18 protein-coding genes are annotated in these 25212 nt (G+C 55.6%); 12 read left to right on the top strand and 6 right to left on the bottom strand.

Annotated elements, in window-relative coordinates; all coding sequences use genetic code 11:
* The first annotated feature begins 10 nt into the window (after positions 1–10).
* Positions 11–289: a hypothetical protein gene (locus JMJ16_RS22205; RefSeq protein WP_201369140.1), complete on the top strand. Its 279-nt coding sequence runs from the start codon at positions 11–13 to the stop codon at positions 287–289.
* A gap of 121 nt (positions 290–410) precedes the next feature.
* Positions 411–2048 (top strand): asparagine synthase-related protein, encoded by a 1638-nt coding sequence (locus JMJ16_RS22210; RefSeq protein WP_201385094.1) that lies wholly within the window; start codon positions 411–413, stop codon positions 2046–2048.
* 76 nt (positions 2049–2124) lie between these two features.
* On the opposite strand, the gene JMJ16_RS22215 is transcribed toward JMJ16_RS22210, so the two are convergent.
* The 3 genes from JMJ16_RS22215 to folP form a co-directional block, all read right to left on the bottom strand.
* Positions 2125–3750, bottom strand: a complete 1626-nt coding sequence (locus JMJ16_RS22215; RefSeq protein WP_201385096.1) for a long-chain fatty acid--CoA ligase — start codon at positions 3748–3750, stop codon at positions 2125–2127.
* 159 nt (positions 3751–3909) lie between these two features.
* Positions 3910–5328, bottom strand: coding sequence for a folylpolyglutamate synthase/dihydrofolate synthase family protein (locus JMJ16_RS22220; protein WP_201385098.1), 1419 nt, complete (start codon positions 5326–5328; stop codon positions 3910–3912).
* A 111-nt stretch (positions 5329–5439) separates the two neighbouring features.
* Positions 5440–6261 (bottom strand): dihydropteroate synthase, encoded by an 822-nt coding sequence (gene folP, locus JMJ16_RS22225; RefSeq protein ID WP_201385100.1) that lies wholly within the window; start codon positions 6259–6261, stop codon positions 5440–5442.
* 282 nt (positions 6262–6543) lie between these two features.
* Between folP and JMJ16_RS22230 the strand changes: the two genes are divergently transcribed.
* Both JMJ16_RS22230 and JMJ16_RS22235 read left to right on the top strand, forming a co-directional pair.
* Positions 6544–7020: a hypothetical protein gene (locus tag JMJ16_RS22230; RefSeq protein WP_201369145.1), complete on the top strand. Its 477-nt coding sequence runs from the start codon at positions 6544–6546 to the stop codon at positions 7018–7020.
* A gap of 165 nt (positions 7021–7185) precedes the next feature.
* Complete coding sequence (locus JMJ16_RS22235; protein ID WP_201385102.1) at positions 7186–8289, top strand: polyprenyl synthetase family protein; 1104 nt, start codon at positions 7186–7188, stop codon at positions 8287–8289.
* A gap of 80 nt (positions 8290–8369) precedes the next feature.
* Here the strand turns inward: JMJ16_RS22235 and JMJ16_RS22240 are convergent, their stop codons facing one another.
* On the bottom strand, positions 8370–9887 hold the full coding sequence (locus JMJ16_RS22240; RefSeq protein ID WP_201385104.1) for an EsaB/YukD family protein: 1518 nt from the start codon (positions 9885–9887) through the stop codon (positions 8370–8372).
* 392 nt (positions 9888–10279) lie between these two features.
* On the opposite strand from JMJ16_RS22240, the gene JMJ16_RS22245 reads away from it, so the two are divergent.
* The 8 genes from JMJ16_RS22245 to JMJ16_RS22280 all read left to right on the top strand — a co-directional run bounded on the left by JMJ16_RS22245 (position 10280) and on the right by JMJ16_RS22280 (position 22743).
* Positions 10280–12058, top strand: a complete 1779-nt coding sequence (locus JMJ16_RS22245; RefSeq protein WP_201385106.1) for a M28 family peptidase — start codon at positions 10280–10282, stop codon at positions 12056–12058.
* Positions 12059–12349: 291 nt separating this feature from the next.
* On the top strand, positions 12350–14005 hold the full coding sequence (locus tag JMJ16_RS22250) for a putative manganese-dependent inorganic diphosphatase (RefSeq protein ID WP_201385108.1): 1656 nt from the start codon (positions 12350–12352) through the stop codon (positions 14003–14005).
* Positions 14006–14923: 918 nt separating this feature from the next.
* Positions 14924–17185 carry a sodium-translocating pyrophosphatase gene (locus JMJ16_RS22255; RefSeq protein ID WP_201385110.1) on the top strand — a complete coding sequence of 754 codons (2262 nt, stop codon included), beginning with the start codon at positions 14924–14926 and terminating at the stop codon, positions 17183–17185.
* 254 nt (positions 17186–17439) lie between these two features.
* Positions 17440–18507 (top strand): phosphatidylserine/phosphatidylglycerophosphate/cardiolipin synthase family protein, encoded by a 1068-nt coding sequence (locus JMJ16_RS22260; protein ID WP_201385112.1) that lies wholly within the window; start codon positions 17440–17442, stop codon positions 18505–18507.
* A gap of 193 nt (positions 18508–18700) precedes the next feature.
* On the top strand, positions 18701–18988 hold the full coding sequence (locus tag JMJ16_RS22265) for a putative quinol monooxygenase (RefSeq protein WP_201385114.1): 288 nt from the start codon (positions 18701–18703) through the stop codon (positions 18986–18988).
* 68 nt (positions 18989–19056) lie between these two features.
* Positions 19057–21159 (top strand): NAD-dependent DNA ligase LigA, encoded by a 2103-nt coding sequence (gene ligA / locus JMJ16_RS22270; protein ID WP_201385115.1) that lies wholly within the window; start codon positions 19057–19059, stop codon positions 21157–21159.
* Positions 21160–21180: 21 nt separating this feature from the next.
* A complete protein-coding gene (locus JMJ16_RS22275) occupies positions 21181–22152 on the top strand; it encodes a phosphotransferase family protein (RefSeq protein WP_201385117.1) in 972 nt (323 codons plus the stop codon).
* Positions 22153–22164: 12 nt separating this feature from the next.
* Entirely contained in the window at positions 22165–22743 is a 579-nt protein-coding gene (locus JMJ16_RS22280; RefSeq protein WP_201385119.1) for an N-acetyltransferase, read from the top strand.
* Between the two features lie 94 nt (positions 22744–22837).
* Here JMJ16_RS22280 and JMJ16_RS22285 read toward each other — a convergent pair whose 3' ends face one another.
* Together JMJ16_RS22285 and glyA are read right to left on the bottom strand one after the other, a co-directional pair.
* A complete protein-coding gene (locus JMJ16_RS22285) occupies positions 22838–23272 on the bottom strand; it encodes a MarR family winged helix-turn-helix transcriptional regulator (protein WP_201385121.1) in 435 nt (144 codons plus the stop codon).
* Between the two features lie 402 nt (positions 23273–23674).
* On the bottom strand, positions 23675–24967 hold the full coding sequence (glyA, locus tag JMJ16_RS22290) for a serine hydroxymethyltransferase (protein WP_201385123.1): 1293 nt from the start codon (positions 24965–24967) through the stop codon (positions 23675–23677).
* Positions 24968–25212 lie beyond the last annotated feature (245 nt).

The raw sequence follows: 25212 nt of genomic DNA on the forward strand, positions 1-25212 counted from the left end.
GAGAAACATCATGTATATTTACTATGTGTTACGGGGAAAACAAGGGGCTGAGGAACTAGAATTTGACGGCGATATCGACCAGGATACCTTCCCTGGCATTGATCAGACCGAGGGGTTGGACGTCATCGAGTATCTCACCAAAACGCTTCACGCCGATAAGCCAGAGGTCGAATGGTATGAATGTGACCTGACAAACGAATACTTTGACCGCGAAGACAGCTATATCTTCTTTAACCAGCGCTGGATACGACGCTCAGAGACACCTTGGCGCAGAGATCGGATTAATTAGGGGCCATGCAGACATGGCCTTGTTCTCGTACGGTGAGCGCGTCCTTCGGCGAGAGGAGTCCAAGCCAGCCTGGACCCTACGATGTATGGATGCACCATTGAAGAGATGAGAGGGAACGGTTATGGCAATTCTCGCGGGATGGATTACCGGCGAGCAGGTTCCCCAGGAAACCATCAAGCAGGTACTGCAGGTCATGAGTGGGGCGCTACAGCGCCTGGGCGGCACTGAGGCGCGCTCTGTCCTGTCCGGCGCTGGCATCCTCTCTTTCGCCGATTCGGCCTATGCCATGCGGCAGAACGATGAGCCCCCCCTGTTAGACTGGATACCTGAACGCCGTACGCTGGTCTATCGCAGACCGCGCTCGGGGCTGCATCCTCTCTACTATATCGAGGATTGGCCCGCCCAAGGGAACCTGCTCTTCGCCAGCGAGATCAAGGCCTTGCTGGCTGTGGGAGTACCGCGCCAGTTACATGTCGGGGCACTGGCGGCCTGGCAGCACTATGGCTTTCTTCCCGCCCCCTGGACCTTCTTCAAGGGCATTTCGGTTGTGCCTGCGGGGACGCACCTGCGCTGGCAACACACCAAACTCGTCATCAGCCCGACAGGTGAAAACGCACTGGAGGCAGGAGAGCCAGGAAACATACCCGATCTTACTGCGCTCTCAGAGCGCCTGGAAGAGGTGTGCGCGGGGCAACTTCCCACCCATGGAGACGTCATCGGACTCACAGGCATGGATAGTGCGTCACTGCTCGCCCTCTCCTACGCGCATACGCAGCTAGAACAGTCATCCTCCACCGGTTCAACCAGCCCAGACACACGTATGACACTGGCCAGCTTTGATTATAGACAAAGGCATACCGGAGAAGGCTGGCGCGCACTACGCAACCTGGCTAGCCAGTGGCAGCATCCCTTGCTTGAGATTACCGGACTGGACCAGGCTGAGTTCTGGAGCGCTACGATCTATGGCTGCGAAGCTCCAGGTCTGACGACAAACCTGCTGGCCTGGCATCAGCTCCTGCATACCAGCGCGCTTGAGACCGGGGCGCGTGTGGCGCTCACGGGGCTGGGTGGAGCACCCTTGCTCGCACGTACGTTGACCTCACAAGCGTTGTCGCCAACGTCAGAACTACTTGCGGCATATACAGAGGCCATTCGCGCCCCCCAAGGCTACAACCTGGCGCCCTTTTTTACCTCAGAGCTACGCCAGGCCATACAGACGACCAGTCCCTGGGAGGAGACCCTACACGCACGTCGTCTGTTCCGCCAGGCCGAGAAACTGGATAACCTGGAGCAACGCCTCGCCTATCTCGATATTCACCTGCGCCTCCCCGATCACCTGGTGACACCTGTCTACCGACTCGCCCAGCAGGAGAGGTTGGCTCTGCGCTCTCCCTACCTGCACCAGCACATCCTGCCAGCCCTGGCCTCGCGGCGCCTGGCTCTACAAGGGCACACCATAGATAAAGAGACGCCTATACAATGGCTCGCCCAGCAGCAAGGCCTGCCAGACCTTCAGGGTAGTGCGCTCCCGCTTCACCTGCCCTGCGCCTCGCTCTGGCAGATCAGCCAATCTGAGTTCTTGCAGCGTCTCCTCTCTGAAGAGGCCCTACGAGCTAGCGGACTCTTCGATGTACAGGCTGTACAGAATCTGTTGAGTCGACCTCCTGCCCGTCGAAACCTGACAAGCGGCCAGCACCACCTCGTTGCAATTGTCACGTTACAGTTGTTCTGTCAGATCTTTGATCTACGCTTCTCATAAGCGACGTGAACGGCTGGCTGGAGGGATCGGAGAACCCTTCCAGCCAGCCGTTCACATACTTCTTTCCTTTTATCAATCAAGAAGGAAGGCTGTACATGCCATACTGGCTGCGCAAGACCTTCTTGTCGAATTTACCAACGCTGGTTTTGGGAACTGCGTCGATAAAGATCACGTCATCGGGGAGCCACCACTTCGCCACGCGTGGGCGCAGGTAATCGAGGATGTCCTCTTTCGTCACCTGGTCCACGTACTCCGGTTTGGGAACGACACAGGCCAGTGGGCGCTCCGACCATTTAGGATGCGGAATACCGATCACACAGGCCTCAAGGACCTTGGGATGGCCCATGAGCAGGTTCTCAAGCTCTACTGAGGAGATCCACTCGCCGCCAGATTTTACAAGGTCCTTTGTTCGGTCAACGAGCTGGATAATGCCATCCTGGTCCACTACGGCGACATCGCCGGTGCGTAGCCAGCCGTCGGCGAACTTAGTGGCGGACTCGCTATCCTTATAGTATGCCCGCGCCACCCAGGGGCCACGCACCTGGAGTTCACCGTAGCTCTCGTCATCCCAGGGAACCTCCTGACCCGTCTCGATATTGACGACCCGGAACTCGACTCCCGGCACCACCGTCCCCTGGCGCGCACGAATGCGAAACTGCTCTTCCTGAGATTGATCAAGATGGTGGCTACGCAGTTGCGATATAGAGGCTAGAGGCGAGGTTTCGGTCATCCCCCAGGCCTGGATAATCGTGATGCCATGTTGCTGCAACCCCTCGATCAGGGCCTGGGGCACCGCTGAGCCACCACAAACAATTTGGCGTAGGGCCGAGAAGTCAAAGTGTTCTTTACTCAATAAGTTCAATAAGCCGATCCAGATCGTGGGCACACCCGCGGCAAAGGTCACACGCTCGCGCTCCATCAGCCTGCCGATACGCATGGGGTCCATAAAGCGTCCTGGGAAGACAACCTTTGCGCCGAACATAGCCGCCGCATGTACAAATCCCCAGGCATTGGCATGAAACATCGGCACGATGGGCAGTATCACGTCTTGCTCACCCAGGGCGGGACCATTTGCCAGGCCAGACGCCATAGCGTGTAGAAAGGCAGAGCGATGGGAATAGACAACCCCTTTGGGATTGCCGGTCGTACCAGAGGTATAACACATCGCCGCCGCGGCGTTCTCGTCCAGGGTGGGCCAATCGTAGCTCTCGGGCTGTTCCGCGATAAAGGTTTCATAGTCGACAGAGGGTTGTAGCGCGCCCGTGGCGTAGGGTGCCTCGCCCATAATGACGTAGAGCTTCACCGTAGGAAACTGAGGGGCGAGTTGCTCCAGAATGGGCACTAGATCGGCATCAACAAATATAATCGTGTCTTCGGCTTCATTGACGATGTAGGCGAGTTGTTCCGAGAAGAGGCGAATATTGAGCGTGTGAAGCACGGCCCCCATACAGGGGATAGCATAGTAGAGCTCAAAGTGACGATAGGTGTTCCAGCCAAAGGTCGCCACGCGGTCCCCTTCCTGTACACCTGCCTGCTTGAGGGCATTGGCGAGCTGGTACACGCGTTTGCCCCATGTGCTATAGGTATAGTGGTGAGGCTCGCCATCGGTCTGGGTTACGATTTCTTTACGGGGATAGAGACGAATTGCGCGATTGAAGGCATGCTGTAGCGTCAGCGGGAAATCCATCATCAAACCTTGCATAGCACCTCTCCTTTGTGATGCGGAAAAAGCGAGAAACGGTCTGAAATATCGCCGACTGTGGAGTATAGACGCAATTATAGCACACACGTGCAGTGAAGAGGGGCATGCTGGGTGAGGGGCGTGCATACCGGGCAACCACCCAGCATGCACGCCTCTTGCTTAATGATCGACGCCCTCTATTTCGGCGGCGGCGCGCTGGTCGCCTCGGGCGGCGGCCCAGCGGATGGCTTCGCCCGCGAGGTAGATGGAGCCGGTGGCGCAGACTAGGTCGTCCTTCTCAGCCAGGCGCACAGCGAGGTCGAGGGCCTCTTCGCTTGTGGGTGCGCTGTGGAGCTCGACACCAGGGGCATGCTGGGCGAAGAGCGAGGAGAGCGTCTCCAGCGGCGTAACGCGTGGGTTATACATGCTAGTCAGGACGACAACGTCAGCGTCAGCGAGGGTCTGGATCATCCCCTCCTGGTCCTTGTCCTTCGAGGTGCTCAGGACGAAGAGCAGGCGACGAGGCGCAAAAGTTGTGCGCAGGGCCTGTACGAGCTTCTGCATCGAGTCGGTATTATGCGCGCCATCGACGACGATGGTAGGCTGGCGTCCCACGACCTCGATACGTGCAGGCCACTGTACAGAGGCCAGACCGCGGCGCAAGGCGTCCTCATCCCAGGCCAGGCCCTGCTCGCGCAACTGCTCCAGGGTTGCCAGCGCGACCGCCGCGTTCTCTAACTGATGCTCGCCAGCCAGAGCCAGCTCGAGGCCCGTATATTCGCGTTGTGGCGTCCAGACGCTAAAGCGCTGGCGTTCCCCCAGGCGCTCCTCCAGGCGATAGCGATAGCTTAAAGGCGGCAAGTTGCCTGCCTCAACGTCTTGTTGAGCTGGATCTGCATCCGCTGACCCGACACGGATCATGCGAGCCTCGCGCTGCTTGGCGACCGCCGCGATGGCTAACAGGGCCTCGGGATCGTGCGCGGAGGTAACCACTATGCCGTGATCCTTGATGATACCGGCCTTCTCGGTCGCGATCTCCCGCAGCGTATTGCCAAGCACGTTCATATGATCATAACTGATCGAGGTGATAACCGAAACGAGAGGATGGGTGAGATTGGTAGCGTCCAGGCGGCCACCCAGGCCCACCTCCACGACGGCATGCTGCACCTGCCGCTGCGCGAAATAGAGGAAGGCCAGCGCCGTGCCGATCTCGTAGGTAATAAAGGGACCATACTCCTGGCTGGCTTGAATCCGCTCCACCTCATGTTTGATTGTGGGAATCAGCTCAGCCACCTCGTCTTCTGCGATCAGGGCGCCGTTGACGCGTATACGTTCGCGGAAGGTGTGCAGATCAGGTTGGGTATAAAGCCCGGTGGTGCTGCCAGCCTCGCGAAGCACGCGCTCGATCATTGCCGCTGTCGAACCCTTGCCCTTGGTGCCCGCGATCAGCGTATTAGTGTACTTGCGATGAGGGTTATCAAGGAGTTCCAGCAAGCGTGCGGTGCGCGTGAGATTCTCGTTGCGATCACGGGTATACTTGCCGCTACGCTCATAGTCAGTAAAGCCATAAATGTAGGCGAGTGCTTCCTGGTAATTCACGGTAGATGTTTTCCTTTACTTGCCGACTGCGCTATAAACAAAAGCGCAGGAATCAGGATGGAAGAGTGTAGCTACCACGCACAACGGCGTCGCTCATCTTCACGACACGCATCATTTCGCGTACATCGTGGACGCGCACGATATCGGCTCCCTGGGCAATACCCAGCGCCACAGTGGCCGCGGTTCCCTCGACGCGCTCTTCGGGAGGCACACCCCCAAAATCTGGCCAATAGTTGACTTACGCGAGGTTCCCAACAGGATGGGACGGCCCAGCGTTCGCAGTTCGCCCAGGCGGTGCAAGAGCGCCAGGTTCTCATACAGGGTCGTGCCAAAGCCTATGCCGGGATCGATGACTAGGTACTCCCAGGGCACACCAGCTGCTAAAGCCATATCGATGCTGCGCGCGAGGAAACGCGTGACATCACTGACGATCTCGCGCTTCACGGTCTCGCGCATGTTCGCCATAAGTACGATTGGCACACCATGCGCGTGGGCGACCTGGGCCATGCGGGAATCTCTGTGCAGGCCCCAGATATCGTTGAGCATATCGGCCCCAGCCTCCAGGGCCTTTTCCGCCACCTCGGCCTTATAGGTATCGACAGAGATAATTACATCCGCAGGCAAGGAGGCACGCAGGGCCCTGATCACGGGGAGAACACGCTGCATCTCCTCCTGCACGGAGACAGCCGGGAAGCCTGGGCGCGTGGACTCACCGCCCACATCAATCATGCGCGCCCCTTCAGCAACAAAGGCCTGGGCCTGGATCAGCGCACGCTGCGCGACCTCCTCAGGAGCCAGTTCCTCGCGTCGCAGGCCATCACCTGAAAAGGAATCGGGGGTCACATTCACGATCCCCATAACATGCGTTTGTTGGCCCCACTCCAGGCGATGCTGACGCCAGATTGTGGGAGCCAGGGAAAGAGAGAACGCCATCTATCTAACCTCTATAATAAGAGATATGCCAAATATGGTAGCACTGATGGTAAGTGGTACGTGCCAGTTAAAGCCCAACACGTGCCACCCAACACCAGCTAACAAGGGTCTTGCTGACATAATAGCCTGTTTCGTTGTCTGGGGCAATGTGCAAATGTTATACTTGCGACAGGCTTGATATAATAAGCATTAGAACCATGTATAATCCAATAACGCTCAATGTAATCCGCCAGACCCAGAAAAAAAGATTGTGAGAGCATACGTATTATGACCCTAAGGAATGTGCCAAAACGTCTTCATCGTGTAAGCCCTAGCCGCCGATGTAAAGAGTGTGATGCCGAGGCGCTTGGGCGTTGTCCAGATTGTCATCAGGGTTTCTGCCAGGATCACTTTCCCAAGCAGCAACATTCACCCTGCGCAGAGAAACAGATGCGCCTGGCCAGTACACAGGTCTGCTACGTCTGTGGAACCCAGGTCTATCCGGATCAATGGTCTATTTCGAAGACGTCGCATTTTGTCGATCACTTTCAGTGTAAGGGCTGTGGTCGCCACATTTGTGACGAACTACATACCAGGCGCAAAACTGAGGATGTGACGATTATTCGTGAAGGTATGCGCGGTCATCGCTACCAGTATACCAACCGCTACTGTGATCTCTGTTCCCCGTTCTATCGCATCGGGGGCATTAGGGGAATAGCTGGCAGCCTGGCACTTATCGGTGCCGTGCTCGCGCTTGGCTTGTATTATATTAAACCATAATTGGGGCTTATCTATTCAGGACTTCTCGCCACTGCGTGGCTCGCCGGGTCAGGGTGTGTGGGGCAGTAGCCGCTATTTGTGTACGCGGCTACCGTCCGCACACCCTGACCCCTGCGAAGCGTCGCAGATGCTGAGAACACTCCGTAAGGAAAGATTCGTACGTTTATGACCTTAACATCAACGCTACAAGCAACATTACTTCGCCACCAGCAGGCGATTGATAGCGCGCTTCATAGCGCCTTCGAGCGTCTCGCTGAGCGTGATGACACTCATAACCTTCAAGAGTATTATGGACAGATGCGCTATCACCTGGGCTGGGTTGATCGCCACTTCCAGGCCATGCGAAGCAACGCCGGCAAACTTATGCGCCCAACCTTGCTCTTGCTAGCCTATGAGGCTGTCGGCTCCTGGGAACAGACAAGCAATCCAGACTACCTGCGCCGGGCTCTGCCAGCCGCAGCAGCAGTCGAGCTAACCCATAACTTCACATTGATTCATGATGATATTGTCGATGGGGATACTGAGCGGCACCATCGCCCAACCCTGTGGACAGTGTGGGGCATGCCCAATGGCATCAACTCCGGTGATGGCATGTTTGCGCTCTCGCGCCTGGCGCTCTGGGGCGTCCTTGATGAGGGCGTCGAGGGCGACATCGCGGCTCGGCTGGGTGCGTGCCTGGATAAGGCATGTTTAGTCGTTGCCGAGGGCCAATACCTGGACGTGAGCTTTGAGGGACGCCAGGATATCTCGGTCTCCATGTATATCGACATGATTCGCCGCAAGACGGCTGAATTGATGGCTTGCTCGGCGGAGATGGGCGCGAGACTGAGCACACGCAACGAAGAGGCGATCACACGCCTGCGCAGCTTTGGCGAGGCCATTGGCATCGCCTTTCAGGTGCGCGACGATCTCCTGGGCATCTGGGGCAGCAGAGAAGAACTGGGTAAGACCGAAGCGGGCGACATCTACCGCCGCAAGCAGAGTCTCCCCATCCTCCATGCACGTGAACTGGCCACGCCCGAAGAACAGGCCACGCTGACGCGTATCTACCAGCAGGCGGAGCCGCTGGAGAAGGAGCAGGTCGACGAGGTGCTGGCCGTTCTGGAGCGCACAGGAACGCGTGACTATTGCCGCCAGTTTCTGGCCCAACAGAGTGAGCGAGCACGCGAGGCCCTGGCCAGCGTCCCCGCACAACAAGCCGAGGTCGCGACACGAGCGATGGAAGACATGCGTGTCTTGATCGACTTCGTGGCCGCAGCCGCGCAGTAGTGTGGCGGCCCGACGCTGCTGAAGCACGCATCTACATATGACGTTCCATGATATGTAGACGCGTGCTTCAGCAGCGTCGTCTATAGCAACTCCCAGACGGTCGCGTTCTGACCGGTCGCCGTAACGACATGCTTCCCATCATGGCCCCAGGCGACACTCGTCACGGCAGTCCCCTGATGCATGACAAATAGAGGCTTCTGGCTCTTCTCGGGATAGAAGAACGTCAGAGTACCGTCCTGGCCCCCTACCGCGATAAAGCGTCCATCTGGTGACCAGGCCAGGCTTAGCAACGCAGCTTTGGTAACAGGCAGGCGCATCGGCGTATCCATGCACTGTGGGCCAAAACGTCCCTGCCCCGGTTGCTGACAGACCTCCCCATTCCAGATACGCAACACCCCATCGCTGCCTGCAGAGGCCAGGCGCATCCCTCCCGGCTCAAAGGCAACGGCGCGCATGGTGGGGGCCACATCCATAAAGAGTCCGTGTGTCTCCTTGACGGTCGCGGCCCGCCAGACGCGTATGACGCCCCCCAGCGAAGAGGAGGCAACCACATCTCCAGTCGCGTTCCAGGAGACGGATTCTATCGCGGTCGTATGACGCTGAAACACGTGGAGAGGGCGATAGGTTGTGCTGTCCCAGACGATGGCCCGATGATCCAGCCCCCCCGAGACAACCTGTTGCCCACCCTGTCCAGCCCAGGCCAGGCTCGTCACACGTCCGATATGGGCGCGTACAGGACGCCCCAGCATGGTCTTCTGTCCCGTATTAAAAAAGGTTACCTGCGTATTCGCGCCCACCGCCAGCCGCTGCCCATCTGGCGCCCAGGCCAGAGCTGAGACAGGTGCTGGCAACTGAAAGTTCTGCGTGATGGTTCCATTAGGCTGCCAGAGATACACGCGTGCATCATTGCCCCCACTAGCGATCATCTGCCCATCAGGGGACCAGCGAACACTCTGTATCTGCCCCTGGTGATGAGCAAAGACAGTGATTGTCTTGGCACTATTGGGGACTTGCGGCTTCGCTGGTGTAGGAGGAGGGGTGACATTCTTGCTTTTCGCGGGCATTTGGCCTTGCGGCTGCATAGCTGGATGCAAGGGGCCAGGTAGCCAACCATGAACACCGGCATAGGCTACACCACCGCCAACCAGGGCAAGACCACCCAGCACTAGAAATGCCCGCCGGCTCTGCTTTTTCCTTTTTTTGGGTAAAGAAGGCTCTCGCAAGGGCGAGAACCCTGTCTCATCATCCATTGTCTGCGAACTATGCAAGGAATTACCAGGAGATGCGGCACTTTGAGACGCGCCCATTAAAGGCGCAAACAACAGGTCTCCCTCACCAGCGACCGAGGCCTCAAGCATCAGGCGTGTCCCGGTGGTAATACCTGCCCTGGCCAGAGTGATATTCTCTGGCAACACGTCGCCACCTGGAGTAGGACGAAGCCGATAGTTCAACCTCTGGCCGAAGAGATCCGTCTGGGGCAGGTGAAATTCATCCACGAGCGTGGGGACCAGCGCCGACAACGGCGTATCCGCCACCACCTCTAGCGGCTGAGGCACACTAAAGGCGTCCTTCTCAATAAGCACTTCAAGTGTACGCATAGGCCTCCCAATTATCCTGTCTACGAGACAAATACGCGCTATATTTGTATTTATGGATCACAGTGTAGCATGATGTCTTGTTTTGCCAGCAAAAAATAAGTAGAATAGGCTACTTTTCTAGCAACTCTTCTCACTTTCTTCACCAGCACTCTACAATATGTAAGTCAGGCTCAGGATGCAATAGCAAGAAGATAGCTAAGGCATTAAGATAACGTATTTGTGATATTGAGTCGCGAATCTGCATAGTTTTATTAGAGAGTTACGCCAAGCGAGCATACTGATTTCAGGCCGCTCACCTCGATGTATAGAGATATGCATGCTTGCTTCTTCCCAAACAGACAGCGAGGTACACTGATGCCTGCCTGAAGAGCGACAACAAGGAGCATTCCATTATGTCCAGGCACTCACTATCACTTGCGTTACTGCTCTGTCTGTGTATACAGTTACTCGGGTCTTCAGTCGTACTGGCCGGATCCAGCGTGCAGTCACATAGGCAGGCACACCAGATCCAGGTAACGAGCAGCTTCCCTACAGTCGAGCCAGATTATATCTATACGCAGCTCGCCACTATGGCGACCCGCTTTCAGCACCGCGAGGCCGGATACGATAACCCTCAGGCGGCTGGACAGAATGGTGGTCACACAGGCTTTGCGAACTACTGGTTGCAGGAGATGACTCGCAATTTGCAGGGGTTTGCCTCATTAGAAACGCGAGATGCATTCTCTATCAAGGGCTGGTCCGGGCGAGGCGCGACCTCGCCCGCATACAACATTGAGAAGAGCGTTCCAGGGGCGCTGCATCCCGAACAGATCGTCGTCATTGGCTGTCATTATGATGGAGAAGCCATCTCAACCCAATCAGCCTATGATGACGCCAGCGGCTGTGCCATTGAGCTAGGTATCGCCAGGGCCCTGGGCCAGTTCTGGCGCGCCAACCAGGTCTATCCAGCACGCACATTGCGTTTCGTGCTCTTCGATGCTGAGGAGCAGGGCTTATATGGCTCATTTCAGTATGCAAACGAGCTCGCCAATGGCGACATGAAGAATATCGTCGCCATGTTTAATGAAGAACAAAACGGGATCGCCTACCCTCTGCGCTACCTGGGACAGCTCGCCAATCCGCAACTTCCACTTACAATCGATGTCTCGCCGCTTCAATCAAATGAGCTCTACCCTCATCAAGAAGTCCTTTCGAGCGAGCAACGCCAGCATATCCAACGCTTTCGTAACTTGCTGGGGCAAGCGCTGCCCGCGGTCTTCCAACAGTTTCAGGCTATGGGCTATAAAGGACTCACCTATCACGATGGCTCGCAGGAGGTAGCACAACCCATCTTTACACCTGAGCAACTAAGCCTGGTCAAGATTGAGGATGATACCCTGGGATCAAGCGACCAAATGCCATTTACCCTGGCGGGGCTTCCCTGCGCGACCATTGTCGGGAACGCAACATATTATGACAACCATCCGCCCGCGTGGTCCTATCCTTATGACCAGCGTGACGATACTATTCAACTCATGAATACCTTTGCGCAGGGAGGATCAAAGAAATCTAATGCCCTGACGCTGGCCCTGGCGCTGCCAGGCATGATAACAACCTGGATGCTTCACCAGCCCGATATCGCTGGCGAGACGAGCAAGAACACTCTTCTCCCAGGGCCAATGGCCGATATAGCTGATATAGGCAAAACCGTCACCCAGCAACCAATCAGCTTGAGTGCGCAAGGCTATGATCCCACGGGAAAGAACGAGCCTATACAATACGCCTGGGACTTCGGTGATGGAGCCAGGGCCACGGGGAATACCGTTTCTCATGCATATACGCGCGCTGGCACCTACACGCTAACCCTAACAGCCAGCAACACATCGGGAACGCGCAAGATCAGCAAAACGCTCACCATCGCGGACAAGGCCCAGTTGTTTGATAATCCCTATGCTGCATACCAACCCAGTGGGACACCACGCCGAAATCCAGCGGTCCAACTGCCAACGGCCAATGATGCCTTAACGGATAGCGTCATACACGCTCAGGTAGTCGCAACCAATACGCCCAGGCAAACGGAAGCACAACCCGTTTTTATCTACTGGCTCATTGCCTTAGGTATCTTACTTATCGTTGGCGGATTGACCTGGTGGCTCGTTAGCCGCCGCCTACATAACCAGAAAAAATTCTAAGAGACGGCACTGCGCCTACCACATTCAGTGTCAAGTGTGTGAAGCGAAAAACGCCGAAGATGTTCATCGCTTCACACGCTATCTTTGTAGCAGACGTTGCATAAGAATAAAAGGGCATGGCAAAGGCCTTTAGAGGCTAAACCACTTGCGAAAGCAGCCAACCATGATACAATTGTTACATTGAATCTGAGCCAACACTACTTGACGATGCTTGCAAATCTAGCGATAATTCGATGGTCACCTATACACCAAGCAAGCACAGAAGCAGCCTGATTTGGAGAAATTTCATCTATGGCACAACAGCCTATCTATGTAATCGGACATAAAAATTCAGATATGGACTCCGTAGCCTCGGCTTATGCCTATGCGCGCCTCTTACAGCTTCAGGGCCAGGAGAATGTTATACCCGCTCGTCACGGTCAACTCAAGCCGGAAATTCGCTATGCGCTCGAGCGCTTCCAGGTCACGCCCCCCCAGGCCCTGGAACATATCTACCTGCAAGTACAAGATTTTATGCGCCAGGATGTCCTGACAGCGCATCTCAATCAGTCCCTGCTTGAGGCTGGGCAGATGATGCAGGAACACAACCGGCAGACTATGCCCGTGGTGGATGACGAGAATAAAGTGTATGGAATTATCACCAATAAAGATTTTGCCAAACTCTTCTTCCATGATCTCGATCCCCAGACCGTCAATCGCATCCCCCTCAAGCGCGATAATCTGATCAAAGTCCTGAAGGGGCGCGTCCTTGTCGAAGGCCAGCGCGAGTTGGGCAACCGGGTCCTTGTCGGTGCCATGCAGGCTGAGAGCATGGCTGACTATGTCGAGCCAGGCTGCCTCGTGGTAATTGGCAACCGCGAGGATGCCCAGTTGACCGCGATCCAGCGCGGAGCCGCCGCCCTGGTCATCACAGGCGATCTCAATGTCTCCGAGCAGGTCCTATCAGCCGCTCGCGAACAAGGGGTTATGGTCTTAAGCACCAGCTATCATACCTTTACCGCTGTGCGCCTGATCAACCTGAGCATCTGTGTTGAAGATCTCATGGAGCGCGAATTCGCCTCCTGCCATCCCGACGATTTGATGAGCGATGTGCAGGGCAAACTACAACGCGAACGCTCGCTCACAGTCGTGGACAATGAGGGAAAACTCGTCGGCTTCATTACGCGTAGCGATATCTTAAAGGCTCGCCCTAAACGCATCTTCCTTGTCGACCACAACGAACCCTCGCAGTCAATTGACGGCGCGGAAGAGGCCGAAGTCCTGGGTATTATCGACCATCATCGCATCGCCAATGTGCATACGAACAAGCCCATTTTCTTTCGCTCGGAGCCTGTGGGCTGCACTGGCACCCTGATTTATAGCCTCTACCGCGAAGCTGACATCGAGATTCCACGCGATGTCGCTGGCCTCATGCTCGCAGGCTTGCTCTATGATACACTGATCCTGCGTTCACCAACCTGCACACCACGCGATGTCGAGGTCGCACATAAGTTAGCCGCCATCGCACAGGTCGACTTACAGGAGTTTGGTCAGGCCGCCTTTGAAGCGGGTGCCAGTGAACTCAACGACCGTAGCGCCGAGGAACTACTGACCTCAGACTTCAAGGAGTTTACGGTTCAGGACGTCACCTTCGCGGTTGGCACGGTAGAGACCGCCAGCCCCGCCGTGGTAGAGAAGCGGACTAACGAGCTGCTGGAAACGATGAAATTGCTCTCTCAGAAGCATAACTACACCTCCTTCCTATTCATGATTGTCGATATAATCAATATGAATTGCCGCCTCCTCATTCATGGCTACGAGGACGCGACGGCCGATGCCTTTAATGTTCCGCTCGAAGCTGGCGGGCATTCCATTATGGTTGAGGGGATGGTCTCGCGTAAGAAGCAGATGGTACCTCAACTCTCTCACATCCAGCACCTGATCGCGAACCACGCGGGCGTTCACTAGGCATCTCCGTTACGCTGCTGCCAAAGAAATACACAAGAGAATAGGGATAAGAGTGGCCTGGCGCTACTGGCATATGCCAGTAGCGCCAGGCCACTCACACATAGTCTATATAAACAGCAGTTACAATAATTTTCCACCTCTATCGCGCCTCTTTTTGGCCTGGTCCTAGCAAAACAGTCATTTCATGCTTTGCGCACCATCGCATTTCACCACTTTAGCATATACGCTGTTTACAATCAATTTCTCAGCCTACTAGCTATGCAATATTCACACTAAATATACATTTATCGATTACATTATTTGCAAAATACCCTTAGACTGATGGCGTTCAAATACTCAACAGTAACGTTCAAAAGGCTCTACATGCCAGCCAAGAGAATTGCGCCTGCATAATTTCAAGCTACAATCTCTTACAATTATTGCCTCTATTGCTAGCCAGAATCGGTTATCCTTTTTATCCACAATAAGCATATCTTCACTCGTAATATTGCGGAGTTTAGAGGTAGGAATACATATATCACCGTGACAAGCAGGCAGTGTTTAGCTATGAGTGTAACAATTGTACGCTTAGTAGACATTTTTTGATTCCACTTCATAACACGCTGTGCCTCAGATTAAATAGAATACTCTTGTCACAGAAGACGCGCGTATGTTACACTATCTTTCGACTCGGGTTTTCCACAGAAGTTGGGATCAGGAGCGCTGAGCCTAAGAGGCGGAGGGGGTTGTGAGAAAGCCAGCATTTGTGAACTATGCACCTGATAACTTTGTTGAGGCCCACACACTTCATGCTCATTCAGAGACGGCGCTCCGCGTCTAGCCTCCGGCTGATCTGAATGCAAGACAAGAGCATTCAGAAAAACGCAAGTGAGTTGATCAACGCGGATCACATCACCCTCATCCCTGTAAGGAGGTATTGTGAGTAACTATTATATTTGGGTACCCATCGTCGTTGGGGTGCTCGCTATCATCTTTGCCATTAGCCTGGCAAACTCGGTCCTACGCAAGGATACGGGCACGCCTGCAATGCAAAAAGTCGCGAACGCCATTTTCCAGGGCGCCATGGCCTTTCTCAATCGCCAATATCGCACCATCGCGACGCTCTCTATCGTTGCGGCCATTGTTGTAGCCACCGTCCTTTACCTATTTAGTAAGGGTACCGACGCTGACCGCCTCTCGCTCGCCTGGCACACAGCGATTGCCTTCATCATTGGCGCGCTCTGCTCAGGCCTCTCAGGCTACATTGGTATGTACGTAGCGGTCAAATCCAATAGCCGTACCGCCAGCGCAGCCACGCGCAGCCTGGGAGAGGCCCTGATTGTCTCGCTACGCGGCGGCGCGGTCTCCGGTTTCCTGGTGGTGGCGCTCTCGTTGCTAGGCGTCTCGCTTCTCTTCACGGTCTATAATGGCCTGAGCAACCCTTCGGTGGCACCTTCACTCATCATCGGCTTTGGCTTTGGTGCTAGCTTTGTCGCGCTTTTCGCGCAACTAGGTGGTGGCATCTACACCAAGGCCGCTGACGTCGGCGCGGACCTGGTGGGCAAAGTTGAGGCCAACATTCCCGAGGATGATCCACGTAACCCCGCCGTCATTGCGGACCTGGTGGGAGATAACGTTGGCGACTGCGCGGGTCGTGGTGCAGACCTGTTCGAATCCACCGCCGCCGAGAATATCGGCGCGATGATTCTGGGTGTTACGCTCTATACAGCCACGGGAAGCCCGAGTTGGATCCTCTTCCCCCTGGTTATGAGCGCATTTGGCTTGATTGCCTCCTCTATTGGCCTGCTCTCGGTACGCAAATCGGCCGTCATTGAGCCTGATAAGGCCGCGGGTCGCGATCCTGGCGATATCGCCATGCGCCAGCTGACTATTGGCTACTGGATTACCTGTATCCTGGCAGGTATCGGCGTCTTTGTGGGCAGCTATCTCCTGTTTGGCGATAGCAAAGCGGTCGGCGCCGCCGGGCTTGCCCCTTGGGTCTGGTATGGCCTATCAGGTCTCGTTGGCATTGTGCTCAGCATCGCCTTTGTCTATATCACACAGTACTATACCTCCGGTACCTGGCGGCCTGTGCGCGAGATCGCGGCGGCCTCGCTCACCGGCCCGGCGACAACCATCATTTCCGGCATCTCGGTCGGCTTCGAGTGCGTGGCGCTTCCCGTTATCGCGATTAGTTGTGCTCTTGGTCTCTCCTTCTTCCTTGGAAGCCACGTTACCTTCCCAACCAGTAGCGGTCTCCCCGCGGCGATCAATCCTGGTGGTATCTATGGAACCGCGGTCGCGACTATGGGTATGCTCATGAGCTGCGCCTATGTTCTGGCGATGGATACCTTTGGTCCCATCACCGATAACGCCGGTGGAATCACCGAGATGAGCAATCAGCCTGAAGCTGTACGTGATGTGACCGATGCCCTGGATAGCGTTGGCAACACCACCAAGGCCCTGACCAAGGGCTATGGCATTGGCTCAGCCGCCCTGGCCGCGTTCCTGCTCTTCAGCGCCTATCTGGATGTGCTTTTCTCCTACACGAAAAATCCCGACGTCTACCATGTGGATCTGTCAAACATCACAGTCTTTATCGCGGCGCTGCTCGGCCTGACGCTTATCTTCTTCTTTAGCTCGCTTGCCATCCGCGCGGTCAGTAGAGCCGCGCAGAACATGATCGAAGAGGTGCGTCGCCAGTTCCGCGAGAATCCCAAGATCATGGCCGAGAAGGTTGAAGACCGCGTCGATCCTGATTACGCACGTTGCGTCGATATCAGCACGCGTGGCGCCCTGCGCGCCATGATCCTGCCTGGAGTCATCGCCGTGCTTACGCCTATCGCGGTCGGGACGATCCTGGGTCCCCAGGCCGGCGCGGGCCTGCTCATGGTTGGCACCATGGGTGGTATCGTGATGGCCCTCTTCCTCAATAACGGTGGTGGCGCCTGGGATAACGCCAAAAAGTTCATTGAGGCTGGCTACCTACGCGTAAACGAAAAAGGTGAGGTCGTTGATTCACTCGATCCGGACGGCATCATCCTGGGTAAGAAAAGCGAGGCCCACAAGGCCAGCGTAGTTGGCGACACCGTCGGCGATCCCTTCAAGGATACGGCGGGTCCCTCGCTACACGTCTTGATCAAGCTACTGAGCACGATCACCCTGGTGCTGGCCCCGCTCTTCGTGGCCCTGCACCCCTAAGCCCCAACACGTTTTCCAGTGCTTAAGCAGGCCCTTCAGTCTCCCGATAATGAGAGACTGAAGGGCCTGCTCTTCTGTCATATCCCTCCTCATAAAGCAAGGATATCCCATGATGTGCATCACACTTTTCGCTGGATCATGCGTAATAAAAATATGCTTTCCGCTGCGCCCCCTAAGCAGTGTATATAACATTGTAGAAGGCGTTTTCTAAAAATAAGTGGTCTGGAAGGATTTTGTACGAGGAGATATATCTGATGAAACCAATAACAAAGTTAACGCACTGGTCTATACTTATACCACTCCTGCTAACACTCGCCCTCTTACTCGCGGCCTGTAACGTGAATGGCGGCGATTTGACGGGAACCAGTAGCAATACGTCAAATGGGTCACCTACCAGTCTCGGGACTGGTTCCCAGAACGTTCAGGTCTTTGTCGAGCCAGATGCAGGTTACCAGGTGATCACCGATGCCATTAACCAGGCGCAAAAATCGGTCTGGGTCGAGATGTACTTGCTGACGGAACGGCATGTCATCAGCGCCCTGGAAGAGGCCGCCTACAATGGGAAGGATGTACGCGTCATGCTTGAGGGCCACCCCTACGGCAGTGGAAGCAGCTCACCCAGTCAGACCATCGACCGCTTGAACGCCGCTGGCGTCCAGGCAAAGACTACCAATCCCGCGTTTGCCCTTACGCATGAGAAGGGCATGATCCTCGATGGGAAGACTGCCTATATTCTCACCGCCAACCTGACCCTCTCGGCCCTGGGCGGCAGTTCCAGCACGACCAACCGCGAATATGGCATCATCGATACCAACGCACAGGATGTACAGGGAGCGATTGATATCTTCAATGCCGATTGGGACCGCAAGGATGTGCAGGTCAATGGCTCAAACCTCGTGGTCAGCCCGATCAACTCGCGTGGCGTCTTCCTCTCGCTCATCAACGGGGCGCAGAAGTCTCTCATCGTCGAGGCGGAAGAAATGCAAGATCAGCAGGTTGAACAGGCCCTGATCAATGCCGTCAAGCACGGCGTCGCGGTCCAGGTCGTCTTGCCACAACCCCAATCGGGTAGTGATAGCAATCAGCAGGGCCTTGACACCATCACGAATGGTGGCGTCAAGGTTCGCGAGTCCAGCAAACTGTATATGCATGCCAAAATGATGGTCGTAGACGGGCAGAAAGCCTTTGTAGGGTCAGAGAACATCTCCACGGCCTCATTTGAGCGTAACCGCGAACTTGGAGTCATCATCGCCGATGGCAACGTGATCAATACGCTCCAGCAAACATTCCAACAGGACTGGAGCGACTCCCAGGGCAGCTAACGCGCATACCAGGAGGAAATAGCATCATGCCTACTCCCTCCTGATGGATGCTGCTTTCTCGCCATTTTCGATAATGCATCAGCTAAGCATTTTCGCGACTACCACCCGCTTGCATTCCGTGATAGGATAGGGCAGGGCCTCACAGCCAGGGTGAGGTCAGTGTACACGATGGATATTTTGAGGAGGTTTTTCCATGATAACAGAGATCGCGGTTTTTACGGCGGTTGCCGGGAAAGAAGAAGAGCTGGCCCAGGGTATTATTCGCGGGCTGGAGATTATTCGCCAGCATCCAGAGTGCATCTCCGCGCATGCCACACGTTGTATCGAGCAGCCAGGACGCTTTATGGTCACGAACTCATGGAGCACGCTCGAAGCCCATACCGTCGATTTCCGCGAAGGCCCCCTCTTCCCCCAGTGGCGCAGTCATATCAATGGACTCTTCGAAGGTACACCTGAAGTCTTCCACTATCAGGCCTTCTAAAAAGAATAGATATGTAGACAACCCACAGACATTTCCCACAGACGCTATTTTTTATCAGGAGCGAGAGGATGCAAGAAGAGCAAGCGATATCCGGGCAGGACCAGGCGAATGAGCAGTCTCAGAGCCTCTTAGAACATGCTGGGCAGACAGAGGAGGAGAGGCTCGCCAAGCGCGTCGCCGAGCTACGACACCAGATTGAAGAGGCCAACTACCAGTACCATGTGCTGGATAATCCCACCCTTTCCGACGCCGAATATGACCAACTCATGATTGAGCTACAGCGTATTGAGGGCGAACACCCCGAACTAGTGACCCCTGAGTCTCCGACGCAACGCGTGGGTGCGAGTCCCTTGCAGGATGTAGCGCAATATAGGCACCCGGTGCCAATGCTGAGCCTCGCCAACGCCCGCAGCGAGAAAGAGCTCTATGACTGGTACAAGCGCGCACAGAATATTTTGCCCAATGCTACTTTTACCTATGTCTGTGAACTCAAAATTGATGGCCTGGCGATGGCCCTCACCTACGACCAGGGACGCCTGACAATGGGCGCCTCACGTGGCAATGGCCTGGTAGGCGAAGACTGGACTCCCAATGTGCGCACCATTCGCAGCATTCCTCAAAAACTGCACGACGCAGCCCCCATTCCCGAGAAGGTCGAGGTGCGCGGCGAGATCTATATGTCGACGCAGAGCTTTGAGAAGCTCAATGAGCAGATGGTTGACAATAAGCTCTTCGCCAATCCACGCAATGCAGCGGCTGGCTCGCTACGCCAGAAAGATCCCCGCATCACAGGTACACGCAACCTGGATTTCTTTGGCTACCAGATCGGTTATGTACAGGGCATGCGCATCCAGAGTCACTGGGAGACCCTCCAGCTCATCAAAGCATGGGGCTTCCCGCTCAATCCGCATGTGCAACTGGCACACACACTTGAAGAGGTTATGGCCTTCTGCAACAAGTGGGAACACGAGCGCTTTAACCTCCCCTACGAGATCGATGGCGTGGTCATCAAGATCAATGACCTGGCCCATCAAGAGGAGCTAGGCGTCGTAGCGCGCGATCCACGCTGGGCCATCGCCTTCAAATACCCGCCCATTCAGGTTGCGACGCGTCTACTCGACATCAAAGTCAATATTGGGCGCACCGGCTCGGTCAATCCCTGGGCGGAGCTTGAACCCATCAATATTCGTGGAGTGACCGTCTCACGCGCATCACTGCATAACGAAGAGGACATTCAGCGCAAAGACCTGCGCGTGGGCGACTGGGTGCTGGTACAGCGTGCGGGCGAGGTTATTCCCCAGGTCGTTAAGCCCGTCATGGAGAAGCGCACCGGGAGCGAAGAGGTCTATCACCTACCAGAGAATTGCCCCCGTTGCGGCACGGCCATCATCCGCATCCCCGATCAGGCCATGGCCTACTGCCCCAACCTGCAATGCCCGGCCCGCAACTTTGAGAGCTTTACGCACTTCGTCTCCAAGGGCGCGATGGATATGGATACCATTGGAGAGAAGACTTGCGAGCAGTTAATGGAAGCAGGCTATCTCCAGAGCGTCTCCGACTTCTATCACCTGACCCGCGATGACCTGCTCGAACTAGAGGGCATCAAGGAGAAGAGCGCGAACAACATGCTCAACGCCATCGAGGCCAGCAAACAACGCCCGCTCTCACGCCTGCTTTTCGGCTTAAATATTCGCTATGTTGGCGAGAAGACGGCCCAGTTGTTGGCAGACGCCTTTGGCGATATGGACACGCTTATGGCCGCCAGCGAAGCCCAGATCAACGAAGTACCTGGCATTGGCCCCAAAATTGGACAGAGCGTGGCACAGTGGTTCCAGCAAGAGGAGAACCAGGCCTTAATCGAGCGCCTGCGTGCGGCAGGGCTCAATATGCGTGAAGAGCGTAAGCATGTTGAAGGTCCGCTTACGGGTCAAAGCTTCCTGCTCACAGGTCGTCTAAATACGATGACGCGCACAGCGGCTGAAGAGTCCATTAAGACCCTGGGTGGTACAATCGCCTCGGGCGTCAGCAAATCGCTTAGCCACCTGATCGCGGGCGAGGATGCTGGCTCAAAACTAGCAAAGGCTCAGAAAGCCAAAGTGCCTGTACATGATGAGCAGTGGCTCCTGGATCTGCTCCAGCAGTACCAGCAGTCCGAACAAGCTGTTTCCTAGCAAGCAAGGGAAAGATACACGATGCTAGAACAAGATTGGGGACGCCGCCAGGCACTTGTGGAGTTAGATCTCGCGACAATCAACATGCTGGCGCGCCCCGCCTTCCCCGGGCACCAGGTCATCGGGGCGGAGCTATTGACCGAGGGACACTGTAACACCAACTACAAACTGACGCTCGCCGGGCTTGATGAGCCCTTTGTCTTACGTGTGTACCGACGTGACCAGGCCAGCAGTCAGAAGGACTGGGATCTCTATCAGCTTGTACAGGGACGGGTTCCCGTTCCACGCATGCTCTATCACGACGACTCATGCCAGCACCTGGCCTGGCCATATACTATTATGACCTGGGCCGAGGGTATCCTCCTCCGCGATGCCATCGAGAAAGGGGACGCCAGGGAGCAGAGCAGCTATGGCTACGCGGTCGGGAGCACCCTGGCTGCGATTGGCAGCTTTACCTTCCCCCAGGCAGGCTTCTTTGGTCCTGACCTGCATGTTGAGCCCTTTACGGGCAATGAGTCGTACCTGCAACTCATACGCCATTTCCTGACCACGGGACCAACTCAGGAGCGCCTGGGGCCAGAGCTTAGCCAGCGACTCTGGAACTTTGTCGAAGCGCAACATGACTATCTCGACGCGCTTCCGCCTACAGCGGCGCTGGTCCACTCAGACTTTAAGGGGATCAATATTCTTGTACACGAGGGAGAGGTGAGCGCGGTCCTGGACTGGGAATTCGCCTTCGCGGGCTCGCCACTGACCGATATTGCGAATATGCTGCGTTATGAACACCGGATGCCTGAGGCCTTTGTGAGCCAGTTTCTGCGCGGCTACCAGGTGCAAGGAGGCGTACTCCCACCGGACTGGCATCGCTGCATTAAGCTGCTGGATCTTATCAGCTTATGCGAGTTCGCGCACGCCCCAGAAGTGAATGAGGTCGTGGTACGCGACGTGATCGAGCTCATGGAGCGTACGCTAGCTCAGTACCAAGAAAAATAACGAGGATATTGTATGTCATCCGTTCATATTGTAGATCTGGAAGCGAATAATAAAGCAGCCGTTGAACAGGCCGCGCGCATCCTGGTGGATGGCTTCGCGGCCTCCTCGCCTATGGCATGGCCCGACCTGGAGAGCGCACGTGAAGAAATATACGCGACCTTTAGTGGCGACTGTATCAGCCGCGTAGCTACCAATGAGTTGGGAGAGGTTGTGGGCTGGATCGCGGGCCAGAGCCAGTACGATGGTCGCGTCTGGGAGCTGCATCCCCTGGTAGTAGCTCCCCAGTACCAGGGGCAGGGCATTGGACGCTTGCTCGTCGCTGATTTTGAGGAACGCGTCCGCGAGCGGGGTGGCCTTACCATCATGCTTGGCACAGACGACGAGGACGGCCGCACCAGCCTCTCAGGGAAGCATCTCCTGCCCGACCTCTGGCTGAATATCGCGCAGATAGAGAATTTGGGCCGCCATCCTTACGAATTCTATCAGCGTTTAGGCTATACCATTGTAGGGGTCATTCCTGATGCCAATGGACCGGGCAAACCAGATATTTTAATGGCAAAATCGCTAATTGAGGAATACAAAAGCTTGTAGGGTCCATGCTGGCATGGACTCCCGAGCGAAGCGATTGATTATCGGCCTGCTGGCCTCAGAGTCCATGCCAGCATGGACCCTACACCATAATTATTTAGTCCAGGGCGCGGATATTGCTATGAATATGTTTGAGCACCTGGCGCAGGTGTTTACGCGTCTCACTATCGATGCCATCGAGGACGCGATCCTCAAACTCCAGGCGCGCCTTCACCAGGTCCGTCAGCTCTCTGCGCCCCCGTGGCGTCAGAGAAACTAGCGACACGCGGTTGTCATTGGGGTTGGCACGCCGCGCGATGTAGCCCTCGCGCTCCAACTGCTTCACTTGCCGCGTGATTGCAGCTCCGTCTACCCCCAGGCGTAGCTGCAACTCGGCCTGGCTCACCTCGCGCTCATGTAGTAGCTCGCTCATAATCAAGATACGCGCCTGGCTCATCCCAAGCTTGCGCTCAAAGACACGCATGGCATCGATATAAAGGCGTTTAAATTGCACCAGCAATGTCTCGGAATCTTCGCGTTCTTGCGGCTCCATATCTCCTCCGTTGGCCCTCCCCGCACACTCAGGGGGTAAGCAGTCACATACTGCTTATGCGCTCCGGCAGCTTTGACGAGCGCTGATCTTCATATGCTTATTTACAAACTGGCATATACCTATTCATTGTCTCTGTTCAGGACATCACGGTCCGTCGTTATCTGAACTATTCCAGTTGCTATACACTATAATGCAAGCGAGCGTTGAAGTCAAAACAATGGCCACTTTATTCGGGGCTTTCCTAATTCCCCCTTCGACGCCTGACTCGGCTTGTAAGCTCGCATTCAGGTAAGGGGTGTTTGATGGCAACCTGGCAAAGCCAGGTTGCCATCAAACACCCCTTACCACTGAGCGCCGCAGGCGCGAAAGGCCAGCTTCGGCTGATGCCTCAAGCTTACGATCTTAGACGTACCGCATTTCGGTGTAGCGCGCGCGCAGCTTATTGACCTGCTCTTTGACCTGCTGGCCACGCACCGCGTCATGCATCAATTGCGCCAACTCACCCATGGCCTGTTCATCCATGCCATAGCGCGTCATCTCGGAGACGCCGATACGCAGGCCGGAGGGATTGCGAGGATCCTCGTCACCGGGGAGCATGTTGTAGTTCACAATGATATCGTTGGCCTCCAGGCGCTTGGCAACCTCCACGCCCGCGCCAAACTGCGCCACATTCACCGCGATGATATGACTCTTTGTGTAACCAAAATCACGGGCCTCCACTGGCGTACCCAGTTCATCGAGGCTGCGACCAAGCGCCTGGGCGTTGCGCACGATCTGCGCGGCATAGTCACGCCCATACAGCTTCATTTCGCGAGTCGCGACCAGCAAAGCGGGTAATGTATTCAGGTGATGGTTACTGGAGGAGCCTGGGAAGACGCCACGGTCGGCTGCAGGCCAGAACTTCTTCTCGCCCTCTTCATCCAGGTTGCCCAGGATCACACCACGCTGCGGACCGGGAAAAGTCTTGTGCGTGCTACCGGTAAGCCAGGTTGCCCCCTCGCGCAGGGGATCCTGGAACTGACCACCAGCGATCAGGCCAAGGACATGTGCTCCATCATACAGCAGCGGAATATTCTTCGCGCGACAGGCCGTCACGACCTCGCTAACGGGTTCGGGGAAGAGGAAGAGGCTCTTGCCCATGATCACCAGTTGGGGCGAGACACGCTCGATCAACTCAATCGTCTTCTGCGCATCGACGTGATAGTGGTCCTCGGTCAGGGGCAGATAGTGCAGGTTTACCGACTTCTCGCTGCCTAGCTTGAGCACCTGCCCGCGATTCTGGATACGTCGACCAAAGACGCCCACCGGGCCGTGACTGATATGTCCGCCAGCGTCGGTCGAGTTGGCGATAACGGTATCGCCACCGCGCAAGTATCCAAGTGCAATGGCGGTATTGGAGGCGTTGCCGCTGATGGGGCGGACGTCCGCCTGGCGCGCTCTAAAGAGCTCCATGATCTCTGTACGCGCCTGGCGCTCAATCTCGTCGATATAGCGTGTGCCTTGATAGTAGCGATTCACCTTGCCCGGCTCATTAGGATGCCCTTCGGCGTAGCGCCCCATAAAGTCTGAATTTTGCACGCGGCGCACCGCCTCGCTGGGGGTGTTCTCGCTGGCAATCAGATTAATCGCCTGGCGCTGACGCCATTGCTCCTGCTGCTCCAGAAGCTGTTCAATGTCATGTATATCTATGGTCATATGTTTTTTACTCCCGTACAGTAAAAGCAAAGACTGCGAAATATCCCTTTCAGTATAGCAGCAGAGTGTAGGGTCCCACAATAGAAGATATTGATTGAAACACGTTCAGATTTGTTGATTAAAATATATGATCCTGTTATACTAAACCTATTCAACAGGAATAGCGTATAGCACAGCATTCATGTGCTAGCACCGGGCATACTGTCAGGAACCACATGCGCGGGGGAGGTCTTACAGGTCAGACC

It is taken from the genome of Ktedonobacter sp. SOSP1-52 (assembly GCF_016587395.1).

Bases quoted from the DNA above. Each gene is read 5' to 3' on its own strand.
- JMJ16_RS22205 (WP_201369140.1), top strand. From the start codon at position 11: ATGTATATTTACTATGTGTTACGGGGAAAACAAGGGGCTGAGGAACTA.
- JMJ16_RS22210 (WP_201385094.1), top strand. From the start codon at position 411: ATGGCAATTCTCGCGGGATGGATTACCGGCGAGCAGGTTCCCCAGGAA.
- JMJ16_RS22215 (WP_201385096.1), bottom strand. From the start codon at position 3,750: ATGCAAGGTTTGATGATGGATTTCCCGCTGACGCTACAGCATGCCTTC.
- folP (WP_201385100.1), bottom strand. From the start codon at position 6,261: ATGGCGTTCTCTCTTTCCCTGGCTCCCACAATCTGGCGTCAGCATCGC.
- JMJ16_RS22235 (WP_201385102.1), top strand. From the start codon at position 7,186: ATGACCTTAACATCAACGCTACAAGCAACATTACTTCGCCACCAGCAG.
- JMJ16_RS22240 (WP_201385104.1), bottom strand. From the start codon at position 9,887: ATGCGTACACTTGAAGTGCTTATTGAGAAGGACGCCTTTAGTGTGCCT.
- JMJ16_RS22245 (WP_201385106.1), top strand. From the start codon at position 10,280: ATGTCCAGGCACTCACTATCACTTGCGTTACTGCTCTGTCTGTGTATA.
- JMJ16_RS22250 (WP_201385108.1), top strand. From the start codon at position 12,350: ATGGCACAACAGCCTATCTATGTAATCGGACATAAAAATTCAGATATG.
- JMJ16_RS22260 (WP_201385112.1), top strand. From the start codon at position 17,440: ATGAAACCAATAACAAAGTTAACGCACTGGTCTATACTTATACCACTC.
- JMJ16_RS22265 (WP_201385114.1), top strand. From the start codon at position 18,701: ATGATAACAGAGATCGCGGTTTTTACGGCGGTTGCCGGGAAAGAAGAA.
- ligA (WP_201385115.1), top strand. From the start codon at position 19,057: ATGCAAGAAGAGCAAGCGATATCCGGGCAGGACCAGGCGAATGAGCAG.
- JMJ16_RS22275 (WP_201385117.1), top strand. From the start codon at position 21,181: ATGCTAGAACAAGATTGGGGACGCCGCCAGGCACTTGTGGAGTTAGAT.
- JMJ16_RS22280 (WP_201385119.1), top strand. From the start codon at position 22,165: ATGTCATCCGTTCATATTGTAGATCTGGAAGCGAATAATAAAGCAGCC.
- JMJ16_RS22285 (WP_201385121.1), bottom strand. From the start codon at position 23,272: ATGGAGCCGCAAGAACGCGAAGATTCCGAGACATTGCTGGTGCAATTT.
- glyA (WP_201385123.1), bottom strand. From the start codon at position 24,967: ATGACCATAGATATACATGACATTGAACAGCTTCTGGAGCAGCAGGAG.